Annotated in this window: 19 protein-coding genes; 5 read left to right on the top strand and 14 right to left on the bottom strand. The window is 67.8% G+C overall.

What is annotated here, in order from left to right; genetic code table 11:
- Window positions 1–20: 20 nt before the first annotated feature.
- From E6J58_14220 to E6J58_14180, 9 genes are read right to left on the bottom strand one after another with little or no spacing between them, the layout of a single operon-like run.
- Window positions 21–869 (bottom strand): hypothetical protein, encoded by an 849-nt coding sequence (locus tag E6J58_14220; GenBank protein ID TMB36360.1) that lies wholly within the window; start codon window positions 867–869, stop codon window positions 21–23.
- Window positions 737–1,156, bottom strand: a complete 420-nt coding sequence (locus tag E6J58_14215) for a hypothetical protein (protein ID TMB36359.1) — start codon at window positions 1,154–1,156, stop codon at window positions 737–739. Before E6J58_14215 ends, E6J58_14220 begins: the two co-directional genes overlap by 133 nt.
- A 14-nt stretch (window positions 1,157–1,170) precedes the next feature.
- A complete protein-coding gene (locus E6J58_14210) occupies window positions 1,171–2,211 on the bottom strand; it encodes a branched-chain amino acid ABC transporter permease (GenBank protein ID TMB36358.1) in 1,041 nt (346 codons plus the stop codon).
- Between the two features lie 4 nt (window positions 2,212–2,215).
- Window positions 2,216–3,103 carry a branched-chain amino acid ABC transporter permease gene (locus tag E6J58_14205; GenBank protein ID TMB36357.1) on the bottom strand — a complete coding sequence of 296 codons (888 nt, stop codon included), beginning with the start codon at window positions 3,101–3,103 and terminating at the stop codon, window positions 2,216–2,218.
- Window positions 3,103–5,001, bottom strand: coding sequence for a long-chain fatty acid--CoA ligase (locus E6J58_14200; GenBank protein ID TMB36356.1), 1,899 nt, complete (start codon window positions 4,999–5,001; stop codon window positions 3,103–3,105). Before E6J58_14200 ends, E6J58_14205 begins: the two co-directional genes overlap by 1 nt.
- Entirely contained in the window at window positions 4,998–5,771 is a 774-nt protein-coding gene (locus E6J58_14195; GenBank protein TMB36355.1) for an ABC transporter ATP-binding protein, read from the bottom strand. Before E6J58_14195 ends, E6J58_14200 begins: the two co-directional genes overlap by 4 nt.
- A gap of 60 nt (window positions 5,772–5,831) precedes the next feature.
- A complete protein-coding gene (locus E6J58_14190) occupies window positions 5,832–6,377 on the bottom strand; it encodes a biopolymer transporter ExbD (protein TMB36354.1) in 546 nt (181 codons plus the stop codon).
- A 2-nt stretch (window positions 6,378–6,379) separates the two neighbouring features.
- Window positions 6,380–6,793 carry a biopolymer transporter ExbD gene (locus E6J58_14185; GenBank protein TMB36353.1) on the bottom strand — a complete coding sequence of 138 codons (414 nt, stop codon included), beginning with the start codon at window positions 6,791–6,793 and terminating at the stop codon, window positions 6,380–6,382.
- A gap of 3 nt (window positions 6,794–6,796) precedes the next feature.
- Window positions 6,797–7,549 (bottom strand): flagellar motor protein MotA, encoded by a 753-nt coding sequence (locus tag E6J58_14180; protein TMB36352.1) that lies wholly within the window; start codon window positions 7,547–7,549, stop codon window positions 6,797–6,799.
- 215 nt (window positions 7,550–7,764) lie between these two features.
- Between E6J58_14180 and E6J58_14175 the strand changes: the two genes are divergently transcribed.
- Window positions 7,765–9,621, top strand: a complete 1,857-nt coding sequence (locus tag E6J58_14175) for a TonB-dependent receptor (GenBank protein TMB36351.1) — start codon at window positions 7,765–7,767, stop codon at window positions 9,619–9,621.
- Here the strand turns inward: E6J58_14175 and E6J58_14170 are convergent.
- Genes E6J58_14170 through E6J58_14160 form a run of 3 tightly spaced genes read right to left on the bottom strand, consistent with a single transcriptional unit; the run spans window position 9,610 to window position 12,613 of the window.
- A complete protein-coding gene (locus E6J58_14170; protein TMB36350.1) occupies window positions 9,610–10,539 on the bottom strand; it encodes an RluA family pseudouridine synthase in 930 nt (309 codons plus the stop codon). The genes E6J58_14175 and E6J58_14170 overlap by 12 nt on opposite strands.
- The gene (locus E6J58_14165; GenBank protein ID TMB36349.1) at window positions 10,536–12,056 is read right to left on the bottom strand and encodes a GMC family oxidoreductase; all 1,521 of its coding nucleotides are present in this window, start codon (window positions 12,054–12,056) and stop codon (window positions 10,536–10,538) included. The genes E6J58_14170 and E6J58_14165 overlap by 4 nt, the downstream gene beginning before the upstream one ends.
- Window positions 12,053–12,613, bottom strand: a complete 561-nt coding sequence (locus E6J58_14160) for a gluconate 2-dehydrogenase subunit 3 family protein (GenBank protein ID TMB36348.1) — start codon at window positions 12,611–12,613, stop codon at window positions 12,053–12,055. Before E6J58_14160 ends, E6J58_14165 begins: the two co-directional genes overlap by 4 nt.
- A gap of 343 nt (window positions 12,614–12,956) precedes the next feature.
- Between E6J58_14160 and E6J58_14155 the strand changes: the two genes are divergently transcribed.
- From E6J58_14155 to E6J58_14145, 3 genes are read left to right on the top strand one after another with little or no spacing between them, the layout of a single operon-like run.
- Complete coding sequence (locus E6J58_14155; GenBank protein TMB36347.1) at window positions 12,957–13,253, top strand: hypothetical protein; 297 nt, start codon at window positions 12,957–12,959, stop codon at window positions 13,251–13,253.
- Between the two features lie 33 nt (window positions 13,254–13,286).
- Entirely contained in the window at window positions 13,287–14,108 is an 822-nt protein-coding gene (locus tag E6J58_14150) for a MerR family transcriptional regulator (protein ID TMB36346.1), read from the top strand.
- Window positions 14,105–15,112 carry an alpha/beta hydrolase gene (locus E6J58_14145; GenBank protein ID TMB36345.1) on the top strand — a complete coding sequence of 336 codons (1,008 nt, stop codon included), beginning with the start codon at window positions 14,105–14,107 and terminating at the stop codon, window positions 15,110–15,112. The genes E6J58_14150 and E6J58_14145 overlap by 4 nt, the downstream gene beginning before the upstream one ends.
- A 6-nt stretch (window positions 15,113–15,118) precedes the next feature.
- Here E6J58_14145 and E6J58_14140 read toward each other — a convergent pair whose 3' ends face one another.
- Together E6J58_14140 and E6J58_14135 are read right to left on the bottom strand one after the other, a co-directional pair.
- Window positions 15,119–16,147 (bottom strand): ATP-dependent 6-phosphofructokinase, encoded by a 1,029-nt coding sequence (locus E6J58_14140; GenBank protein ID TMB36344.1) that lies wholly within the window; start codon window positions 16,145–16,147, stop codon window positions 15,119–15,121.
- Window positions 16,148–16,188: 41 nt separating this feature from the next.
- Window positions 16,189–16,752, bottom strand: a complete 564-nt coding sequence (locus tag E6J58_14135; protein ID TMB36343.1) for a hypothetical protein — start codon at window positions 16,750–16,752, stop codon at window positions 16,189–16,191.
- Window positions 16,753–16,806: 54 nt separating this feature from the next.
- Between E6J58_14135 and E6J58_14130 the strand changes: the two genes are divergently transcribed.
- The gene (locus E6J58_14130; GenBank protein ID TMB36342.1) at window positions 16,807–18,843 is read left to right on the top strand and encodes a hypothetical protein; all 2,037 of its coding nucleotides are present in this window, start codon (window positions 16,807–16,809) and stop codon (window positions 18,841–18,843) included.
- Window positions 18,844–18,849: the final 6 nt, after the last annotated feature.

Genomic DNA, 18,849 nt, shown 5'->3' with positions numbered 1-18,849 from the left:
GGACCGCGGCGGTCATGGGCTTACAAGCCGAGCCACTCCTGCTTGCGCTCCATCTCGTACTCCTTCGCCTTGGTCAGCTTCCCGCTCTTGATCTGGTAGATCCTCACCGTGGTGGTCGGCCGGTGATCGGATGAGGTGTATGTCACCGGAGCCGTGAGCCCGCCGAGATCGTAGTCCTTCAGCGTCTCCAGCGCGGCCTTCACGCCCTCGCCGGTGAGCTTGCCGGATTTGTCCGCGCGCTTCAGCGCCTCGGTCCAGACCATCACGTAGGTCCAGCCGCGCACGTAGAAGGTGTCGTGCGTGTCGTCCGGGTGGTTCTTCTTGTGGAAGTCGGTGAGCCGCTTCATTCCGGGGACGTTCTCGCCGAAGGGCACGTCGACCATGATGCCGGTGACGCCTTCGGCCGCCTCCTTGGCGACCTGGGGCAGCGCCTCACCGAACCCGTAGGGATTCGATCCGAACTTGGTCGCCAGCCCCAGCTTCTTCGCATCGCGCAGGATGGTGGAGACGCCGGTCGTCGTGACGTTGATGTAGGCGTAGTCGGCGCCCCTTTGCTTCATGTTGAGCAGCTGGCTGGTCGCGTCCTGGAACGCGCCGGGAACGATCTCCTCGTCCACCAGGTCGATTCCGTTCTCCTTGCAGAAGCGGCGTCCCGCCTCGATGGGGCTCTTGCCGTACGGGTTGTCACCGTAGAAGAACGCGACCTTCGGGTTGCGCTTCTCCTTCCAGTCCTCCTTCACCCACTTGAGCCAGGCGCGGAGCCCGTCGGAGTAGCTGGGGCCGACGAAGAAGTTGTACACGCGGAGACGTAGGGGATCTTGTCCTGGTTCACCTGGGCCTTCAGCCCTTCGGTATCCCCGGTCCCCCAGCCGTTGATCATGATGACCTTCTCGTCACCCGTCATCCGCTTGTACGCGGCGACCGCCTCGGGGATCTTGTAGCCGTAGTCGACGTCGACCAGCCGGATCTTCTTGCCGTTGATCCCGCCGTTCTCGTTCGTCCAGGCCACCCCGTCACGAACCCCCTGCGCGTAGGGTTTGCCCACGTCGGAGGTGATTCCCGTGAGGTCGAAGATGCCGCCGACCTTGATCTCCTGCTGAGCCTGCACAGAAGCCGCCACGCAGAGGATGAGCAGCGCCGATCGAATCAGCTTCATGTCGTTTTCCTCCTTCAGTACGAGAACGGATACAACCGGAACCAGTTGCGGATGCGCCGCCAGAGATCGGCCAGGCCGTCGGGCTCGAAGACCAGGAAGAGCACGATGGTGAGGCCGAAGACGGCCAGCTTGAGCGGCGTGAAGAGTTGCACGAGATGGGGGAAGCTCCCGGAGAGCGCGCTGGTCGTCAGGCGAAGCACCTCGGGAAGCAGCGTGAGGAAGACCGCCCCGAGGATGGAGCCGACCACGCTGCCCAGGCCGCCGATGATGATCATCCCCAGGTGGTCGATGGCGACGCTGAGCGGAAAGTTTTCCGGGCTGATGATGCGCGCCTGGTACGCGAGCAGCGAGCCCGCCACGCCGACGTAGAACGAGCTGACGGCGAAGGAGAGCAGCTTGTAGCGGAAGACGTCCACGCCCATCACCTCGGCGGAGATGTCCTGATCGCGGATCGCCACGAATGCCTTGCCCACCCGCGTGCGGAAGAGGTTCTTCGCGAAGTACAGGTGGAGGATGCAGGCGGGCACGATGAGGAAGAAGAGCCGCCGGTCGTCGGAGAAGTCGTAGCCGAAGATCCGTGGGGAGGCGGTGCTGATGCCGGCGACTCCGCCGGTGACGGCTTCCCAGTGCGACGCGGTGAATTCGACGATGAAGTGGGCGGCCAGCGTGGCCATCGCCAGGTACAGTCCCTTGAGCCGCAGCGAGGGGATGCCGAACACCATGCCGGCCAGGGCCGTCGCGATCCCGGAAGCCGGACAGGCGACGAGGAACGGCATTCCGTGCGAGGAGAGGAAGGCGGTCGTGTAAGCGCCGACGGCCAGGAACGCCGCGTTGCCCAGCGAGATCTGGCCGGTGAAGCCGGTGAGGATGTTCAGTCCCGTCGCCGCGATCACGGCGATTGCTGCGCGGTTCGCCACGTCCAGCCAGTACGACCCGGCGACGAAGGGGATGGAGAACAGCGCGACCATGAACGCGATCAGCACCCAGCGGGCACGGCGGGTCTCGAAGATCCCCATGTCGCTCGCGTAGGTGGTGTGGAATTCGCCGCAGAGCATGGGGTCAGACCCGTTCGATGCGGACTTTTCCGAAGAGGCCGTAGGGCCGGATCATGAGGATCAGCACGAGGGCGACGAATGGCGCAACCTCCTTGACGCCTCCGCCGAAGACGGGATCGAGATAGCCGCCGGCGAGGTTCTCCAGGACGCCGACGAGGAGGCCGCCGAGGATGGCCCCGCCCACGCTGTCGAGGCCCCCGACGATCACTACTGGGAGGACCTTGAGCCCGAGGATGGCGAGCGACCCGTCCACGCCGCCGCGCATGGTGGCGAGCAGCACCCCGCCGAAGGCGGAGACGACGGCAGCAATGCTCCAGGAGAGCGCGAAGATGCGCCGGACGGAGATGCCCATGGAGAGCGCCACTTGCTGCGAGGCGGCGGTGGCGCGCATGGCGATGCCGGGGCGGGCGTATTTGAAGAACAGCGTGAGGGCGACGAGGAGGACCGCGACCGAGGCCGCGCTGTACAGATACCCCCTCGCCACCGGCAAGGGGCCGATCTGGATCGGCTCCAGCGAGAAGACCTCGTGCATCGGCCGCGTGTCGGTCCCCCAGATTCCCTGCACGATGGCGCGCAGGATGCTGGAAAGTCCCAGCGTCACCATGATGACGGAGATGATCGGCTCGCCGATGAGCGGGCGCAGCACTACCCTCTCCAGGGCTAGCCCGAGCAGGGTGGCGAAGGCGAAGGTCAAGAGCAGCGCGGGGATCACGGGGACGTTCGCCTGTGCGACGATGGCCAGGAAGACGTAGGCGCCGAGCAGGAGAAACTCGCCCTGGGCGAAGTTCAGGATGCCGCTCGACTTGTAGATGATGACGAATCCGAGGGCGACCAGCGAATAGATGCAGCCCACCACCAGGCCGTTGATCACCAGCTGGAGGAGAAATTCCATCAGGCGGCTCCCATCTCGCGGACGGCGAGGTTCGCCTGGATGCGCGCGGTGCGCCCGTCCTGGTAGCGGATGGTGGTGTCGACGGCGATCTTGCGCTCGTCGCCGTAGAGCGCGGAGATGATCGACTTGTACCGCTCCTCGACGAAGGAGCGGCGCACCTTGCGGGTGCGGGTCAGCTCCTCGTCGTCCGCATCCAGCTCCTTGTAGAGCAGGACGAACTTGCGGATCTTCGCGGCGGCGGGAAGCGTCTGGTTGACCTTGTCGATCTCCTTCTGCAGCAGATCGTAGACGCGCGGCTTCGCGGAGAGATCGGTGTACGTCGTGTAGGAGATCTTTTCCTTCTCGGCCCACTTGCCGACGATCGCCTGATCGATGCAGACCAGCGCCGCGAGGTACGGGCGGTCCTGCCCGATCACCACGGCTTCCTTGACGTAGGGCGAGAACTTGAGCCGGTTCTCGATGAATTGCGGCGAGAACTGCGTTCCGTCGGCGAGTCGCAGCACGTCCTTGAGGCGGTCGATGACCACGAGCTGGCCGTCCTCGAGGTAGCCGGCGTCGCCGGAGTGGAGCCAGCCGTCCGTCAGCGCCGCGCGGGTGGCGTCGTCGTTCTTGTAGTAGCCGAGGAACACGGCCGGGCTCCGCGAGAGGATCTCTCCGCGCTCGCTGATCCGCACCTGCGTTCCGGGAATGGGTTCGCCCACGGTGTGGAAGCGGATGCGGTCGTCGCGGTGGATGCAGGAGATGCCGCTGATCTCCGTCTGCCCGTAGATTTGCTTCAGGCGCACGCCCATGGCGTGGAAGAAGCGGAACACGTCGGGACCGAGAGCGGCGCCGCCGGTAGTGCCGCTGCGCAGATTGGAGAGGCCGAGCCGATCCTTGAGCGGGCGGAAAAGCAGCCAGTCGGCGAAGAAATAGAGAATGCGCCACAAGGGCGGTACCCCGCCCTTCTCCAGGCGCAGGTCGGCGATCTTGTAACCGACGGGCATCAGCCGCTCGTAGAGGAAACGCTTGAGCGGCGTGGTGTCCATGATCTTCACCTGGACGGTGGAGTTGAGGCCTTCCCAGATGCGCGGCGGCGCGAACATGACGTTCGGACCGATCTCGCGGATGTCGTGCAGCGCCGTCTCCGGCTCCTCGGGAAAGTTGATGGTGAACCCGATGGCGAGCGCGGTGGCGACGGACATCATCTGCTCGCCGATCCAGGCCAGCGGCAGGAAGGAGACGAACTCGTCGCTCTGCCGGCGGGGATCCACCTCGTGCAGGCTCATCGCCATGTTGAGCAGGTTCGCGAAGGTGAGCATTGCGCCCTTCGGAGACCCTGTCGTGCCGGAGGTGTAGCAGATCATCGCCAGGTCGCCGCCCTGGCCTTTCCCGACGTTGCGGGTGAACAGCTCCGGATCTTTCGCGTGCAGCTCGCGGCCGCGGCGCTCCACGTCCTCGAACGAAAGCAGCTTCTCGTGCTTGTACCGGCGCAGCCCGCGCGGGTCGGCGTAGATCACTTGCGTGACCTTGGGGAGCTGGTCGATCATCCCCAGGATCTTGTCGACCTGCTCCTGGTCCTCGGCGACGACGAATTTCGCGTCGCAGTGATCGATGACGAACGCGACTTCCGTCAGCGTCGAGTCCTGGTAGATCCCGACGGAGGCGCCGCCCACCGCCTGCGCAGCGAGCTCGGCGATCACCCATTCCGGGCGGTTGTCCCCGACGATCGCCACTTTGCCGCCGCGCTCGAGCCCCAGCAAAAGCAGGCCCAGCGAAAAATCGCGCACGCGCTCGCCATAGCGGCGCCAGCTCGTCTCCCGCCAGATGCCGAGGTCCTTCTCCCGCAGTGCGGCGCGTTCGCCGAGCCGCTCCGCATTCTGCAAGAGAAGCTTGGGGAACGTATCGCCGGCGGTCATGCGGCCTGTCCGCCCAGGTAAGCAGCCTGTACTTCGGAGTTGTGCTGCACCTCGTCCGGCACGCCGTCGGCGATCTTCTGCCCGAAGTTGAGGACGACCACGCGGTGCGACAGATCCATGACCACGCCCATGTCGTGCTCGATCATCACGACCGTGGTGCCGCGCTCCTCGTTGATGTCGAGGATGTAGCGGGCCATGTCCTCTTTTTCCTCGGCATTCATCCCCGCCATGGGCTCGTCGAGCAGCAGCAGGCGGGGATCGAGGGCGAGGGCGCGGCCGAGCTCGACGCGCTTCTGGAGCCCATAGGCGAGCGTATGAACCACCTGCTTGCGGTACGGCTGGATCTCGAGGAAGTCGATGATCTCCTCGACCCGCTCGCGCTCGCGGATCTCCTCCTTCTGCCCCCGTCCCCAGTACACCCCGCCCGTCACCGTGCCGGTCTTCTGGTGCACGTGGCGGCCGATGAGGAGGTTGTCGAGCACGGTCATTCCGCGGAACAAGGCGATGTTCTGGAAGGTGCGCGCGATTCCCAGCCGCGTCCGCGTCGCCGGACCCATTCGGGTGACGTCGTTGCCGTCGAAGACGACGCGGCCCTGCTGCGGCCGGTACACGCCGCTGATGCAGTTGAGCAAGCTGGTCTTGCCGGCTCCGTTCGGTCCGATGATCGCGCTCAGCGCGCCGTCGGCGACCGAAAAGCTGACGTCGGAAAGAGCGGTGACGCCGCCGAAGCGCAGCACGAGACGAGAGATGTCCAGGAGGGGGGAAGACATCCGACCTAAGACTACCTTGTTGCCGTGCAGAGCGAAACCTACAGCCAAGCACCTCGGGCCCTACTTCGGCGGCTCCGGAGTCGGAGCGGGCGGAGTCGCCCCAGGCTGCTGCTCCGCGCCAGGCGTACCCGGCGTGCCCGGCGCCGCAGGCTGGGCCTCCTGCTTGATGCTCTCCGTCATCATTCCGATGGTCCAGCCGCTCGACGAATCGCGAATCGCGTCCAGCGCCTTCACCGCCCGGACGTACTTCGCCTTGTCGTCCGCGTCGAAGAAGATCACCGGCGGCCCCTGCGTGGCTTCCTTGCTCTTCGCGACGCGGAAGTAAGCCCTGAGCCGTTCCTGGGCGTTCGAGTCGGTGAGCGTCTCGGTGTTCAGGTGCCAGATCCCGGCCTCGTCCACCTTGAAGACCACCTGCGTCAAGTCGGGCGGCGGCGGCTCGTTGAGCATTTCCGGCGGGGTCTCCTCCGGGACGCGCACGCCGATCTCCTTCTCCATCAGAGGCGTGAGCACCATGAAGATGATCAGCAGCACCAGCACCACGTCGACCAGCGGCGTGATGTTGATGTCCGAGCGCGGGCCCTTGCTGGCGCCGACTGCCATCCCCATGGCTACTTCGCTCCCTTCAGCTCTTCGGCTGCAAGCGAGACGCCCTTGAGCTTCGCCTTGGACGCCCAGTCCAGCACCGGCCGCACCTTGCCGTAATCGGCGTCGGTGTCGGCCTTGATCATCACCCGCTTGCCCGCCTCGGCTGCCTCGCGCATGGCGGCGACGACCTGCTCCTGCGTAGCGGGCGTCTTGTCCTGCTCGACGAAGACCTCACCCGTCTTGGTGACGCTGATGAACGCCGGCTCCGCGCCCTGTCCCGTCACCGCGTGCTTTGCCTTGGGCAGCTCCACGCTCTTCCCGCGCTGGAGCATGGGCGTGATCACCATGAAGATGATCAGGAGCACCAGCACCACGTCGACCAGCGGCGTGATGTTGATGTCCGAGCGGACGCCGCTCTTGGTGGCGTCGAATCCCATGGCTTACGCCTTGGCCGCCGCGCCCGTCGCCGCTCCCGGCTTGGTGCCCGGGCTCGTCAGAGGCTCGTCGAAACGCCCTTCCTTGAGGAAGAAGTCCACCAGCTCGTTGCTGGCGTCGGCGATGTCGACGCTCATCTCCTCGACGCGGTTGGTGAGGTAGTTGTACATCATGAGGGCGGGAATCGCGACGAGGAGGCCGAACGCGGTGGTGATCAGCGCCTCGGAAATACCCGCCGATACCGACGCGAGACCGCCCGAGCCGGAGGTCGCCATCAGCTGGAAGGCGGTGATGATGCCGAGGACCGTTCCGAGCAGCCCGACGAACGGCGCGGACGAGGCGACCGTCGCGAGTCCGGAGAGACCGCGGCGCAGATCGGCGGTCACGCGCAGGGTGGCGCGATCGATGGACCGGTTGATCGCCTCGACGAGGTCGAAGTTGCCGACGTCGTGTGGGCCTGCGCTCCGCAGCGCGTCGCGCCCGCGGTTGTACTCGGAGATTCCCGCCCCGAGCACGCGCGGAATATGGCCGTACCTCATCGTGGTGGCCATCTGCGCGGCCTCGATCATCTGATGACCCGGCAGCAGGTCGCGCAGCTTCTCCGCATATTTGCGGCTCTGATCCTTCGCGCGCGAGAAGCTGAAGAGGCGCTCAGCCATCACGCTCAACGAATAGACCGACATGATCGCGAGGGTGATGACCACCAGACGGGCGGGGAGACCCATCGACTTCCACATCCCAACGAGACTGAAATCCATGGCGGGTGACGTCCTCCGGAATCGCTTCCCGAAATCTTTGTCTTCCCGAAAATGCCGAGGCGGGCGGAAAAGGCGGCAGAACCTACACAGGCGGACCCTCGCTGTCAACGCGAGCGGGCGGCGCGCGCCTGTACCTGTCGTCCAGCGGGCGCTCGCAGGCGCATACCGGCCGCTTGACTGGCCGCACCACATCGGGTGATCTGCCGGCGTCCCGCATGCTTCGCGCCCGCATCGCCATCTCGCTACTGGTGGCGGCGTCCGCGGCGGCGGCGCAGACCACCGGTTCGATCTCCGGTCGCATCGTCGATTCGCAGACTTCGCGCCGGGTGATGGGCGCGGTGATCGTCGCGACTTCCCCATCGCTGCCAGGTGAGGAAATCGCACAGACCGACAACGAGGGTGAGTTCGAGATCGGACTCCTTCCGCCCGGGCAATACACGCTGAACGTCCGTGCCGAAGCGCACCAGTCGTTCACCCAGGAGCGGCTCGCCGTGCATGCGGGGCGGTCGGTTCGCATCGACCTCTCCATCGACCCGGAAACCGCCGTCACCGCGCCGGTGCGACTGGGAATGCAGGTGCCCGTCGTTCAAGCCAGCAGCGCACAGGCGGGAGCGGTCGTTTCGCGCGATCGCATGGACCTGGTTCCCTATGGCCGGGACGAGCGCAGCTTCGAGAGCGCGGCCGCGAGCGCTCCCGGCATCGTCCCGCAGCTGGCCGGGCTGCAGATCTTCGGGTCGCCGGCGACCGGAACGCGATACCGGATCGACGGCGTGGACGTGACCGACCCGGCCACGAATGCCCAGGGGCGACGCCTGCTGCAGCATTTCATCGACGAGGTCACTGTCGAAAGCTCGGGCCTTGGAGCCGCCTACGGACGCGTGGCGGGCGGCGTCATCCAGGCGGTCACGCGATCCGGCGGCAACGATCTGCATGGGTCCGCCTTTCTCGACTGGATGCCGATCGAGCTGCCGCGGAAGAGCCTTCGCTACGATCTCGCCGGCGGAGCCGAGCTGGGCGGCCCTATCGAGCGCGACGTGCTCTGGTTCTACGGCGGATTCGCTCCGGTGCTGATGGCGAGCCGTTCCGAGGTGCAGACCGACTACCAGTACATCGGCAAGCTCACCTGGCGGCCCGCACCGGACCAACTGTTGGCGATGGCCGCGGTCTCCGACGACTTCTCCGTTCGGTATCTCGGCGACGTTCTCGACCGCACCGCGGAAGTCGAAGCGGTGGCGGGCTGGCACCGCCAGGGCTCCGACGCGGATTCGGTCCAGGCGCGGGTGCAGGTGGCCCATCTCGGCGAGCTGCTCGGACGACACCGCATCGCCTGGGGCGCGGAAGGCGTGCGCGATTCGACCGCCACCGCGAGCCGCTGGTACGGCGGGGCCTTCGCCCAGGACACCTGGAGCCCCGTGCACGACATCTTCGTCGAGGCCGGCGTGCGCCTCGAGCGGGACGGGCTCGCGGAAAGCACCGACGTCCTGCCCCGCGCCGGGATCGCCTGGGACTTCAGCGGACGGGGCGTCTCGCGCGCCTACGCCTTCGTCGGCCGCTTCTTCGAGTCGCCAGCGTTGATCTCGCAGCGGCGAACGCGCGAGCACCAGCTCGCCGCCGGCGTCCAGTCGCAGATCTGGCGCGACGTGGTGGCAAGCCTCGATTACATCCACAAGGATTTTCGCGATGCGCTCGATGGGCGCGATTCGTACGACGCAGCCACGCTCTCTCTGGCCAAGCCGTTCTCGGCAAACTCGCTGCTGCAGGCGAGCTACACGCTGTCCTCGCTGCGCGGTCCCGGGAGGAACATCGCCGCGGATACGCCGAACGTGCTCAAGTTGGACGCGGCCTACGCGTACGAGTGGGATCCGAAGACCACGGCGACGTTCGGCTCGAGCTTCCGCGCCATCGAAGGGTCTCCCTGGCAGACGACGGTCGACGTCCGCGTGGGTATCGTCCGCGCGCTGACCAGCCCTTATCTGCTCACGGTGACGCTCGACGCGCTGAACCTTCTCGACCGGCAGGCCGGCGGCACGCCGCCGCTCGCGATCCGCTTCGGCGCGCGCCTATCTTTCTAGGTCTCGCAGCGGCGAGACCAGATCGGGCGGCAACTCGGTCTCGTACCGCACCCGCGATCCGTCGGGATGCGCGAACGCCAGGCGCGAGGCGTGCAGGAAGTGCCGCGAGAGGCCGGGCAGGTCCGGGCCGCCGTACAGCGCATCGCCCGCCAGCGGGTGGCCGATGAACGCCAGATGCGCGCGGATCTGGTGCATCACGCCGGTGGGAATCTCCACTTCCAGGAGGGTGAACCCGCCCCTGCGCTCGACGGGCGCGAAGCGGGTCACGGCCGCGCGCGCTCCGTGCTCTTCGGCGAATTGCGCATCGCTCGCGGCCTGCATCTTCCTCGGATCGCGCGGGTCGTGCAGCAGCGGGAGCGCGATCTCGCCGCCCGCGTGGATCTCGCCTGTCACCAGCGCCAGATAGCCCTTCTCGACGCTGCGGGCGGTGAACTGGGCGCGCAGCATCGCGTGCGCCGCCTCGGTACGGGCAGCGAGGAGGAGGCCGGAAGTGTCGGCGTCGAGCCGGTGGACGAGGCCGCCTTCGCGCGCGGCGGGTCCCACCTGCGCCAGCTCCGGGAACCGGCCGACCAGCGCGTTCGCCGCCGTGCCGCGCTCTCCCGGCTTCAGCGGATGCGACGGCATTCCCGCGGGCTTGTCGGCGACGATCAGATGCGCATCGGCGTGCACGATGCGGATCGGGAGCAGCGGTTCCGGCGCCGGCTGGTCCGGGGGCGGCCGCTCGACGCAGATGCGAGCGCCGGGCTGCACCGGAGCGCCCTTGGGCGCGCGCCGGCCGTCGATGCGCACGCGGCCTTCGGCGATCCACTCCATCGCGCGGCCTCTGGAGACGCCGAAGAGCTTCGCGACGGCCTTGTCCAGCCGCTCCACCAGTGCATCGGCGGGAACGGAGCGCTCGTCGAGCTCGGCCCCGCTCATCCAGCGGCCGCGCGCACGTGGTCGGACGCCCAGGAGGCGACGGCGTAGATCGATTCCATCGGGTTGACGCCCAGCGAGGTGGGAAAGACGCTGCCGTCGATCACGAAGAGGTTTTCGACGACGTGATGGCGGAGCTGGGGGTTGACGACCGACCGCGACGCGTCCGCGCCCATCCGGCATCCACCCATCTGGTGCGCGGTGAAGACAGCCAGCCGGTTGGGTCCGAGCGGCGCAGCGTCGAGGCGGGCGAGGTCCTTCTCGTTCACGATGCGGACGGGCTCGGAATGGAAGCTGACGATCTCCCGGGCGCCGTTGGCCATGTGGATGCGGGCGACGGCCTTCATCGCGGCGCGGAAGCACTCGTACATCCGTTCCGTGAACGGATAGTCGAGCTTCGGTCCCCCGCCGTCGCGCACGGTGACGGTGCCGCCGTTCTCCTCGGGGTGGAAGCCGTCGATCATCAAAGCGATCGTCGCGCAGACGTGGGGCAGCATTGCCATGTTCGAGCGAAGCAGGGCGCCGAAGCCCGGCATCGCGATGGACGACAGCATCGGGTGCACGGGGGCCGCCTCGATGAAGAACCCGGCGCCTTCGTTGCGATGGGCGAAGTGATGCGAAGCCACACTCTGCGGCGCACCGTAGAAGCCCTCGATCCGCTGGTCATAGAAGGCGCCCATGGCGACCACCGGATGCAGCCACGTCTTCCTGCCCACCGGACCTTGCTCGAGCCCGGAGCGAAGCAGGATGACCGGCGAGTTGATTGCCCCGCCGGAGACCACCACTACGCGCGCCTCGACGCGGGCGGTGCGTCCCGTCGCCTGCTGCGTGCCTGGAGCGAGGAATGCGCCCACGACGCCAGTCGCGCGCCTTCCCTGCCACTCGATCTTTTCCACCCGGCAGTTCGCGTAGACGTCGGTGCCGGCCGCCACGGCATCGGCCAGATACGTCAGCGTTGCCGTCTGCTTCGCGTCCACGGGACAGCCCATGCCGCAATATCCCGTGCGCAGGCATTGCCGCACATTGCGACTCGTGGTGTCGACCTGCCATCCCAGCTTGTGGCAGCCGTCGTAGATGGCGCGGTTGTTCGGATTGGTGTCCTCCGGATCGACCTTCTCGATCCCGAGCCGGCGCTCCACCTCCTCGAAGTGCGGGCGAAGCATCTGCGAAGTGAGCGCGAGCCCCTCGCTGCGGCGCCAGTGCTCGAGAACGTGATCGGGCGTGCGGTAGCTCGTCGTCCAGTTCACGACGGTACCGCCGCCAACGGCGCGCCCCTGCAGCACCTGGATGGCGAGGTCGGCCGTCGCCCGGTTGCCGCGGTCCTGGTAGAGGCGCGGGTATGCCGTCGCCTCCTGCATGTCGAAGTCCGCCTTGGTGTGGTAGCCGCCTTCCTCGAGGACCACCACCTTCGCGCCGGCGCGCGAGAGACGGGACGCGACCATCGCGCCGCCCGGACCGCTCCCGACGACGCAGACGTCGGGCTTCAACACCACGTCCTTGTCGCTGTTCGTCCGGATCACTGGCGCGCCCCGGACACGGACTTCACCAGCTCGTACGGCGGGCCCGGGTATCCCACGCTGGCGTAGGTCTCGGGCGCCGAGAAGAACAGCGCGCAGCAGAGCCGCTTCATCGCCTGGTACCCGGTCCGTTGCAGCGCGAGCCGCGACGTCTGCCAGCGGCGCAGATGGGCGTCCTGCTGCTCGGGTGACATGGTCGTGAAGGGCCGGGGGGGTCCGCCCTGGAGCGCGCTGAAGAGCGCATTGTCGAAGAGCGCGAGCAGCTGCTTCAGGTCCTTGCGGTCGTTCTCGGGAAGCGGCGCGAGGAACGCGTCGGCGCGCGCGGCGACGTCGATCTGCGCGGGGGTCGGCCCTCCCGACGGTTTCTCCTCCGCCAGCACGCGGTCCGCGACAGCCGCCCAGATCGAGTATTCCGCCGGCGTGAAGAACCGAAGAGGCCGCTGCGCCGGCAGTTCCCGGAGCCTCGTCCTGCGCAGCGCGAGCGGGACGGAGCCGGCGATGGCCAGCAGAGTCGCCCCGACAACACTCCTTTTCAACAGACGTCGGCGCGACTCGGGCACGTGCGCAGTCTAGCAGCGGCGAGTGATTGTGCGAGGAGACATGATGCGGAGATCGCTGATCATTGTCGTGGCCTGCTGTCTCGCTTGTGGCGGACGTGCGCTCGGCGGCGGGGGCTCCGATGGCGCGGTGGCGCTGTGGTGGCGCACGTGCGGTGCTCCAGCATGCCCCGGCGCGGATGCCAGCGTGCCCGATTCGGGCCTCCAGGCGTGTTCGTCACAACTGGTCGGGTCGGCCTGCTCTTCCGTCGGCGACCAATGCGATCCGCACGAGGGCTGCAGCGTATATCTGCGCTGCAGCACCAGCGATCCAAGGGAGCAGTACGGCGGTTGCCCGGTATCGCGGATGCGATTCAAGAAGGACGTCCATTATCTCGCGCCCGAGGAGCTGCGCGGCTTCGCCAGGGACTTGCTCAATCTCCCACTGGCCGATTTCCGATACCGCTCGGGCGACCAGCGCAAGCGCCTCGGATTCATGATCGACGGCCACGAGTCCCTGGCCTGCGTCGACGGCGATCACGTGGACCTGTACGCCTATACCACCATGGCGGTGGCCGCCCTCCAGGTGCAGGCTGTGGAAATCACCGAGCTCCGCGAAGAGCTGGCTGCCATACGCACGGAGCTTGCGAAGCGTCGCCCTTGACTCTCCCGCTGCGGAAGACCCTACACCCCTCCCATGCTGCGGATCGGCGACTTCGCGCGGCTGGGCGGCGTGACGGTGCGAGCGCTGCGCCATTACGAAGCAAAAGGCCTGCTCGCGCCGGCTCAGGTGGATCCGGCCACGGGCTACCGCTCGTACAGGTTCGATCAGCTCGCCGCGCTGGATCGCGTTCTGGCGCTCCGCGATCTCGGCTTCCCGCTCGCGGACGTCCGCGCGCTGCTCGCCAGCGCCACCGATACGGCCGCGCTCGTCCGCCGTCTGGGCGAGCAGCGAGCGCGGCTGGCGGCGGAGCTGGAAACGCAGACTGCCCGGTTGCGCCGTCTGGAAGCGCTTCGAGCCGCCATCGCCGGCGATCCCGGCGCGGCCGGGCTGAGCGTGCGCGTGCGCCGCATTCCCGACGTGCGCGTGCTCGCCTTGCGGTCCCGCGTCCGCTCCGAGGGCGAGCCCATGGCTGCCCTCTTCGAGGAGGCGGAAGCGCGCGCGTCCCGGCATCGCGTCGATTCGAGCCCGTTTCTCATCTTCCATGCGCCTCTCGACGTGGAGGCGTGCGTCCCGGTGCGCTCGGCTTGCGCGTTGCCAGGGGTCCGGACCGTCGCGGGCGCGCCGCTGGCAGGCTCGGTCACGTACTCGGGCAGTTACGCGCAGACGAAGTCGCTGCGCCCGCGGATGATTCGCTGGCTGGAGCGGAGCGGGCTGCGGGTCAGCGGCCCCTGGCGCGAGGTCTACCACCGCTTCGGCGCCGACCAGCGCGGATACCGGCTGCCGGCGCGAAGGGTCGCGACCGTCTCCGCACAGTTCGTCACGGAGCTGCAGGTGCCCGCGGAGGAAGCGCGATGACGGCGTTTCTCATCCTGGCCGTCGCTGCCGCCGGGGAGCTGCCGCGAACGAAACCGCTGGAGCAGCATCCCGGAATCGAAACCGTCGCCGGCACGGTGGAAGGTCCGGGCGGGCGACGGCTGCGGACCTTCACGACCGCTCCGCCTGGAGCAGGACGGCTGCTGTCGGTGTTCGTGGTCGGCTGGTTGAGCTGCGATTCGGTGGAGCTGACCGGGACGCCGCGCGGCGTGAACCGGCTGATCCAGGACGTGGTGCGCAAGTCGGGCGGCCTGGTCTTCCGCGTCGACAAGCCCGGAGCCGGCGACAGCGAAGGCGACTGCGCGAAGACCGACTTCGCGACCGAGCTGGAGGGCTACCGCCGCGCGTTCGCCGCCTTCCAAAAGCACCCGCGCGTCGATCCCGCGCGCGTCGTGCTCCTCGGGATCAGCAACGGCGGCGGATTCGCGCCGCTGGTGGCCGGCGACGCGCCCGTCGCAGCGTACGTGTCCGTGGGCGGATGGTCGAAGACCTGGTTCGAGCACATGATCGATCTGGAGCGGCGCCGAATCGTGCTTTCCGGAACCGACCCGGCGAAGGTGGCGGCCCTGCTCAAGCCCTTGGCCGAGCTCCACGCCGCGTATCTTTTCGACCGCCTCACGCCGGCGCAGGTCGCCGAGCGGCGGCCTCACCTCAAGGGGATCTGGTACGACGAACCGGACTCGCAGTATGGACGGCCCGCGCGCTTCTATCACCAGCTCCAGGAGCTGGATCTGGCGGCCGCGTGGGGCAAGGTCCGCGCGCCCACGCTGGTGGTCTGGGGCGATTACGACTGGATCATGGACCGGGAGGACCAGGAGCAGATTGTGCGTCTGGTCGGACCGGCGGCGCGCCTGCTGGTGGTGCCGCGCGCCGACCACGGGTTGACGCAGCATCCGGACGAGAAGACCGCGTTCCGGAACATGGGTCGAGGAGAGTACGCCGCGGCTGCCGCGGAGGAGATCCTCGCGTTCATTCGCGCGCGCTGATCGTGCTCACCCGAAGAAGACTTCGGCGACCGCGAAGAATGCGTCGTCGACGGTCTTCAGCTTCGCGGTCGCTTCGGCGAGAGGCACGCTCGCGATGAGGTTCCCGCGCAGCGCCGCCATCTTCCCCCATTCCTTCCTCGCGACCATGTCGGCGGCGTGGACGCCAAAGCGGGTGCCCAGCACGCGATCGAACGCCGTCGGCGTCCCCCCGCGCTGGATGTGGCCGAGGACAGTGGCGCGCGTCTCGTAGCCGGTCTTCTTCTCGATCAGCTCGGCGATGTGCTGCCCGATGCCTCCGAGGCGGACGTGGCCGAACTCATCGAGCTTCTCGGTGACCTTGCTCTCGCCGCCACCCAGCTTCGCGCCCTCCGCCACCACTACGATGGAGAAGTTCACCCCGCGCGAGCGATGGCGCCGCATGATGTGCTCGCAGACGCGATCGATCTCGATCGGCTTCTCGGGGATCAGGATCACGTCCGCGCCGCCGGCGATGCCGGAGTGGGTCGCGATCCAGCCTGCATGCCGGCCCATGACCTCGCAGACGATCACCCGGTTGTGCGACTCGGCGGTGGAGTGCAGCCGGTCGATAGCCTCGGTGGCGATCTGCACCGCCGTGTCGAAGCCGAAGGTGAGATCGGTGCCGGAGAGATCGTTGTCGATGGTCTTCGGCACACCCACCAGGTTGACTCCCATCTGGTGCAGCTTGGTGGCCACGCCGAGGGTGTCCTCGCCGCCGATGGCCACCACCGCGCCCACGTTCAGCGAGCCGAGGTTGCGGATCACCATGTCCGCGCCGCCCGGCTTCTTGAACGGGTTGGTCCGGCTGGTGCCGAGGATGGTGCCGCCGAGATGGAGGATGCCGCTGGTCGCTTCGCGGGTGAGACGGAAGTGCAGGGGCGGGTCCATCAGACCGCGCCAGCCCTCCCGGACGCCCATCACCTCGAGGCCGTGCTGCTCTCCGCGCCGGACCACCGCACGAATCACCGCATTGAGACCCGGGCAGTCTCCACCGCCGGTCAGGACCGCGATCTTCATGGCCGCGGAAAGTCGCAGGACGCCGCAGCAATTTCAAGTTCTCAGGAGTGCAGGTGGCGGCGGGTGATCATCTGCACCGGCCCGAAGAAGAGGTCTTTCTCGGTATAGGGCTGGCGGCGGCTCGACTTGCCGGTCGGCCGCTCGAGCCATTGGCGCGCCACGACGTCGCCGTGATGACCGAGGCCGGAAAGCAGGTCCGCGTCCGCATCGGCAAGATACCTGCGCAGCAGCGGCCGGAGCAGGGACCGGAACCTGGTGCCCGGCAGCACCGCATGCCGGCGACCCGCATGCAGCCGGCCGTCGAACTCGGCGGAGACATGGAGCAGCTCGTGGAGCAGCGTTTCCACCCGCTGCTCGGGAGTACTGGCGCGGAAGAACTTCGGTCGCAGGGTGATGCAGTAGAGCGCGCGCTTCCCCTTGAGCGACACCCGGGCGCCGAGCAGCGGCTTGATGGTCGCCCGCGACGTGCGCCGCGCCTCGCCGGCGACGAACAGGATGCGCGCGACCTGGATGTGCGACAGCTCCGGCAGCTTCCTCGCCATGTCCGCCACGATGCGCCGGCAGAGGAGCGTCGCGTTGGGCCGTGCCGCTCTTCGTGTGCGCATGGGTGGGGACCGCTGCGGGCGCGGACGCTATCACGCCGATGGTAAAATCGGCCGGTGGATCGCAACTACTGGGTGCGCACGGAGCACGGCCGGATCTGGGGACCATTCACCATCTCGGCTCTCGAGCGGCTGCGCGGCCAGCTCACCGAGAATTGCGAGGCGTCGATCGACGGCAAGGAATGGCTGCCGGGAGCGGACTTTCCCGAGCTCCGCAACCTTCTCACCCCGGCGCGCAAGCTCGAGCGCACCGCGGCGCTGCCTCCCGCGGGTCCGCGGATCAGCAGGGCGATGGCCGAGGCGTTCGGCATCGGCGAGGCGGCGGAGGCGCGCGAGGTCGCGCCCGCCGCGTCGGCGTTGGCGCCGAAGGCACCCGCCGAACCTCCGGCCCCGCCGCCGAGAAAGACGCCGGTGATGTTCAAGGCGCCGGAGACGCTGGAGGTTCCGGACTCCGGCGATCTCGCGCGCGTCTCGCCCGTCCGCCTGTATGCGCTGACGGCGCTCAGCGCCGCGTCCGGCGGTTTTCGCTTCGACCTGGAGGACGGCAAGAAGCTCCAGATCGTGTTCCGCCGCGGGACACCGGAGCACGTCGCCTCCGACGATCCGGAACTCGGCCTTCTTCGCTTCCTGCAGATGAAGGGCGTGCTTGGGGCGGAAAAGGTTCGCGCGGCGGAAGAGCAGGCAGCCAAAAGCGGCCAGGACGTCGTGGCGGTGCTCTTCCAGCTGCAGCTCATCCCGGCGGCGGACGCGCACCGGCTGCTCGGCGAGCATGGCGCATTCCTGCTCGATCGGGCATTCTCCTGCTGGCGTGGGGCGTTCACGTTCCACAAGGAAGCAGCTCCGCCTGCGGGATCGTTCCCGCTCGGCTCGCGCTGGGGGCTGCTGATGGATTCCGTCCGCCGGCTCGAGGTACCCCTCCTGCGCGCGCGACTCGGCAAGCGCCTCACGCGGCCGGTCGTCCGCTCCGGAGGCCTCGGCGTCGGCAAGGTCGAGGAGCTGGGACTCAATGCGCAGGAAACGCGCATCTACGCAGCCATCGACGGGACGAAGACCGGGGAAGAGGTGCTGCAGGCCCACGACGCTGGCATGAGCCTGCGGCTGCTCTATCTGTTGACGGAGCTCGGCCACCTCGCGTTCGCGGAGGTTGCCGATGAGGCTGAAGCACCTCCGCCGGCTGCGAAGGCTGTTCCGCCCGCCGAGCCCGTCATTCCCCCGCCGCCCCAACCCGCGAAGGCTGCCGCAGCGCCCCCGCCGCCAGCGCCGAAGATCAATCGGCAGCCGCCGCGGGCGGCGCCGAGACCCGCAGCGCCGCCAGTGATGAAAGCCGTGTCGCCGCCAACCCCGGCGAAGCCCGCCGCTCCCGCCGTCTCGCGTCCGCCACCCACGTTTGCTCAGGGCCCGGCGAACGAGCCGCCGGAAGCGATGCTGCAGCGGCTCTCCGCACTCTGGGAACGCCTCTCGCAGCTGAACCACTTCGAAGCGCTGGGCCTGGAGCGCAAGTCCACGACGCCGGCGGAAACGAAGCGGAACTTCTTCGTGCTCGCCAAGGAGCTCCACCCCGACACGGTGACGAACCCGGACCAAGCGGAGCTGAAGGAAATGAAAGAGCGTCTCTTCGCGCGCGTCAATGAAGCGGCCCAGGTGATCGGGGACGAGAAGCGGCGCAAGGAATACGAGGGAGAGCTGGACGGAAAGGCGGAGAACGTCGACGTCAGCCGCATCTTCGCCGCCGAGGAAAACTTCCAGCGCGCGGAGATCCTGATCAAGGCGCGCAAGTATCAGGAGGGACTCGAGCTGCTGGAGCAGGCCATCGAGATGAACCCCGAGGAAGCGGAATTCTTCGCCTTGCGCGGGTACGCGAAGTTCCTTTTCTCCAAGGACCGCAAGCAGTCGTACGAGGAGTGCGCGGCGGACTGCCGCAAGGCGACGAAGATGGTGGAACGCTGCCTGCCGGCACACCTCTATCTGGGCCACATGGCGAAGGTCGTCGGCGACGCCAGGCTGGCGAAGAAGTGCTACTCGCGCGTGGTCGAGATCGACGAGAAGCACGTGGAGGCGCAGCGCGAGCTGCGCCTGATGGGCACAAAGGGCTGAGCCTCG

Source organism: Deltaproteobacteria bacterium (genome assembly GCA_005879535.1).
Lineage (GTDB): Bacteria > Myxococcota > Myxococcia > Myxococcales > 40CM-4-68-19 > 40CM-4-68-19.
This window is presented reverse-complemented; position numbering and strand designations above follow the sequence as displayed.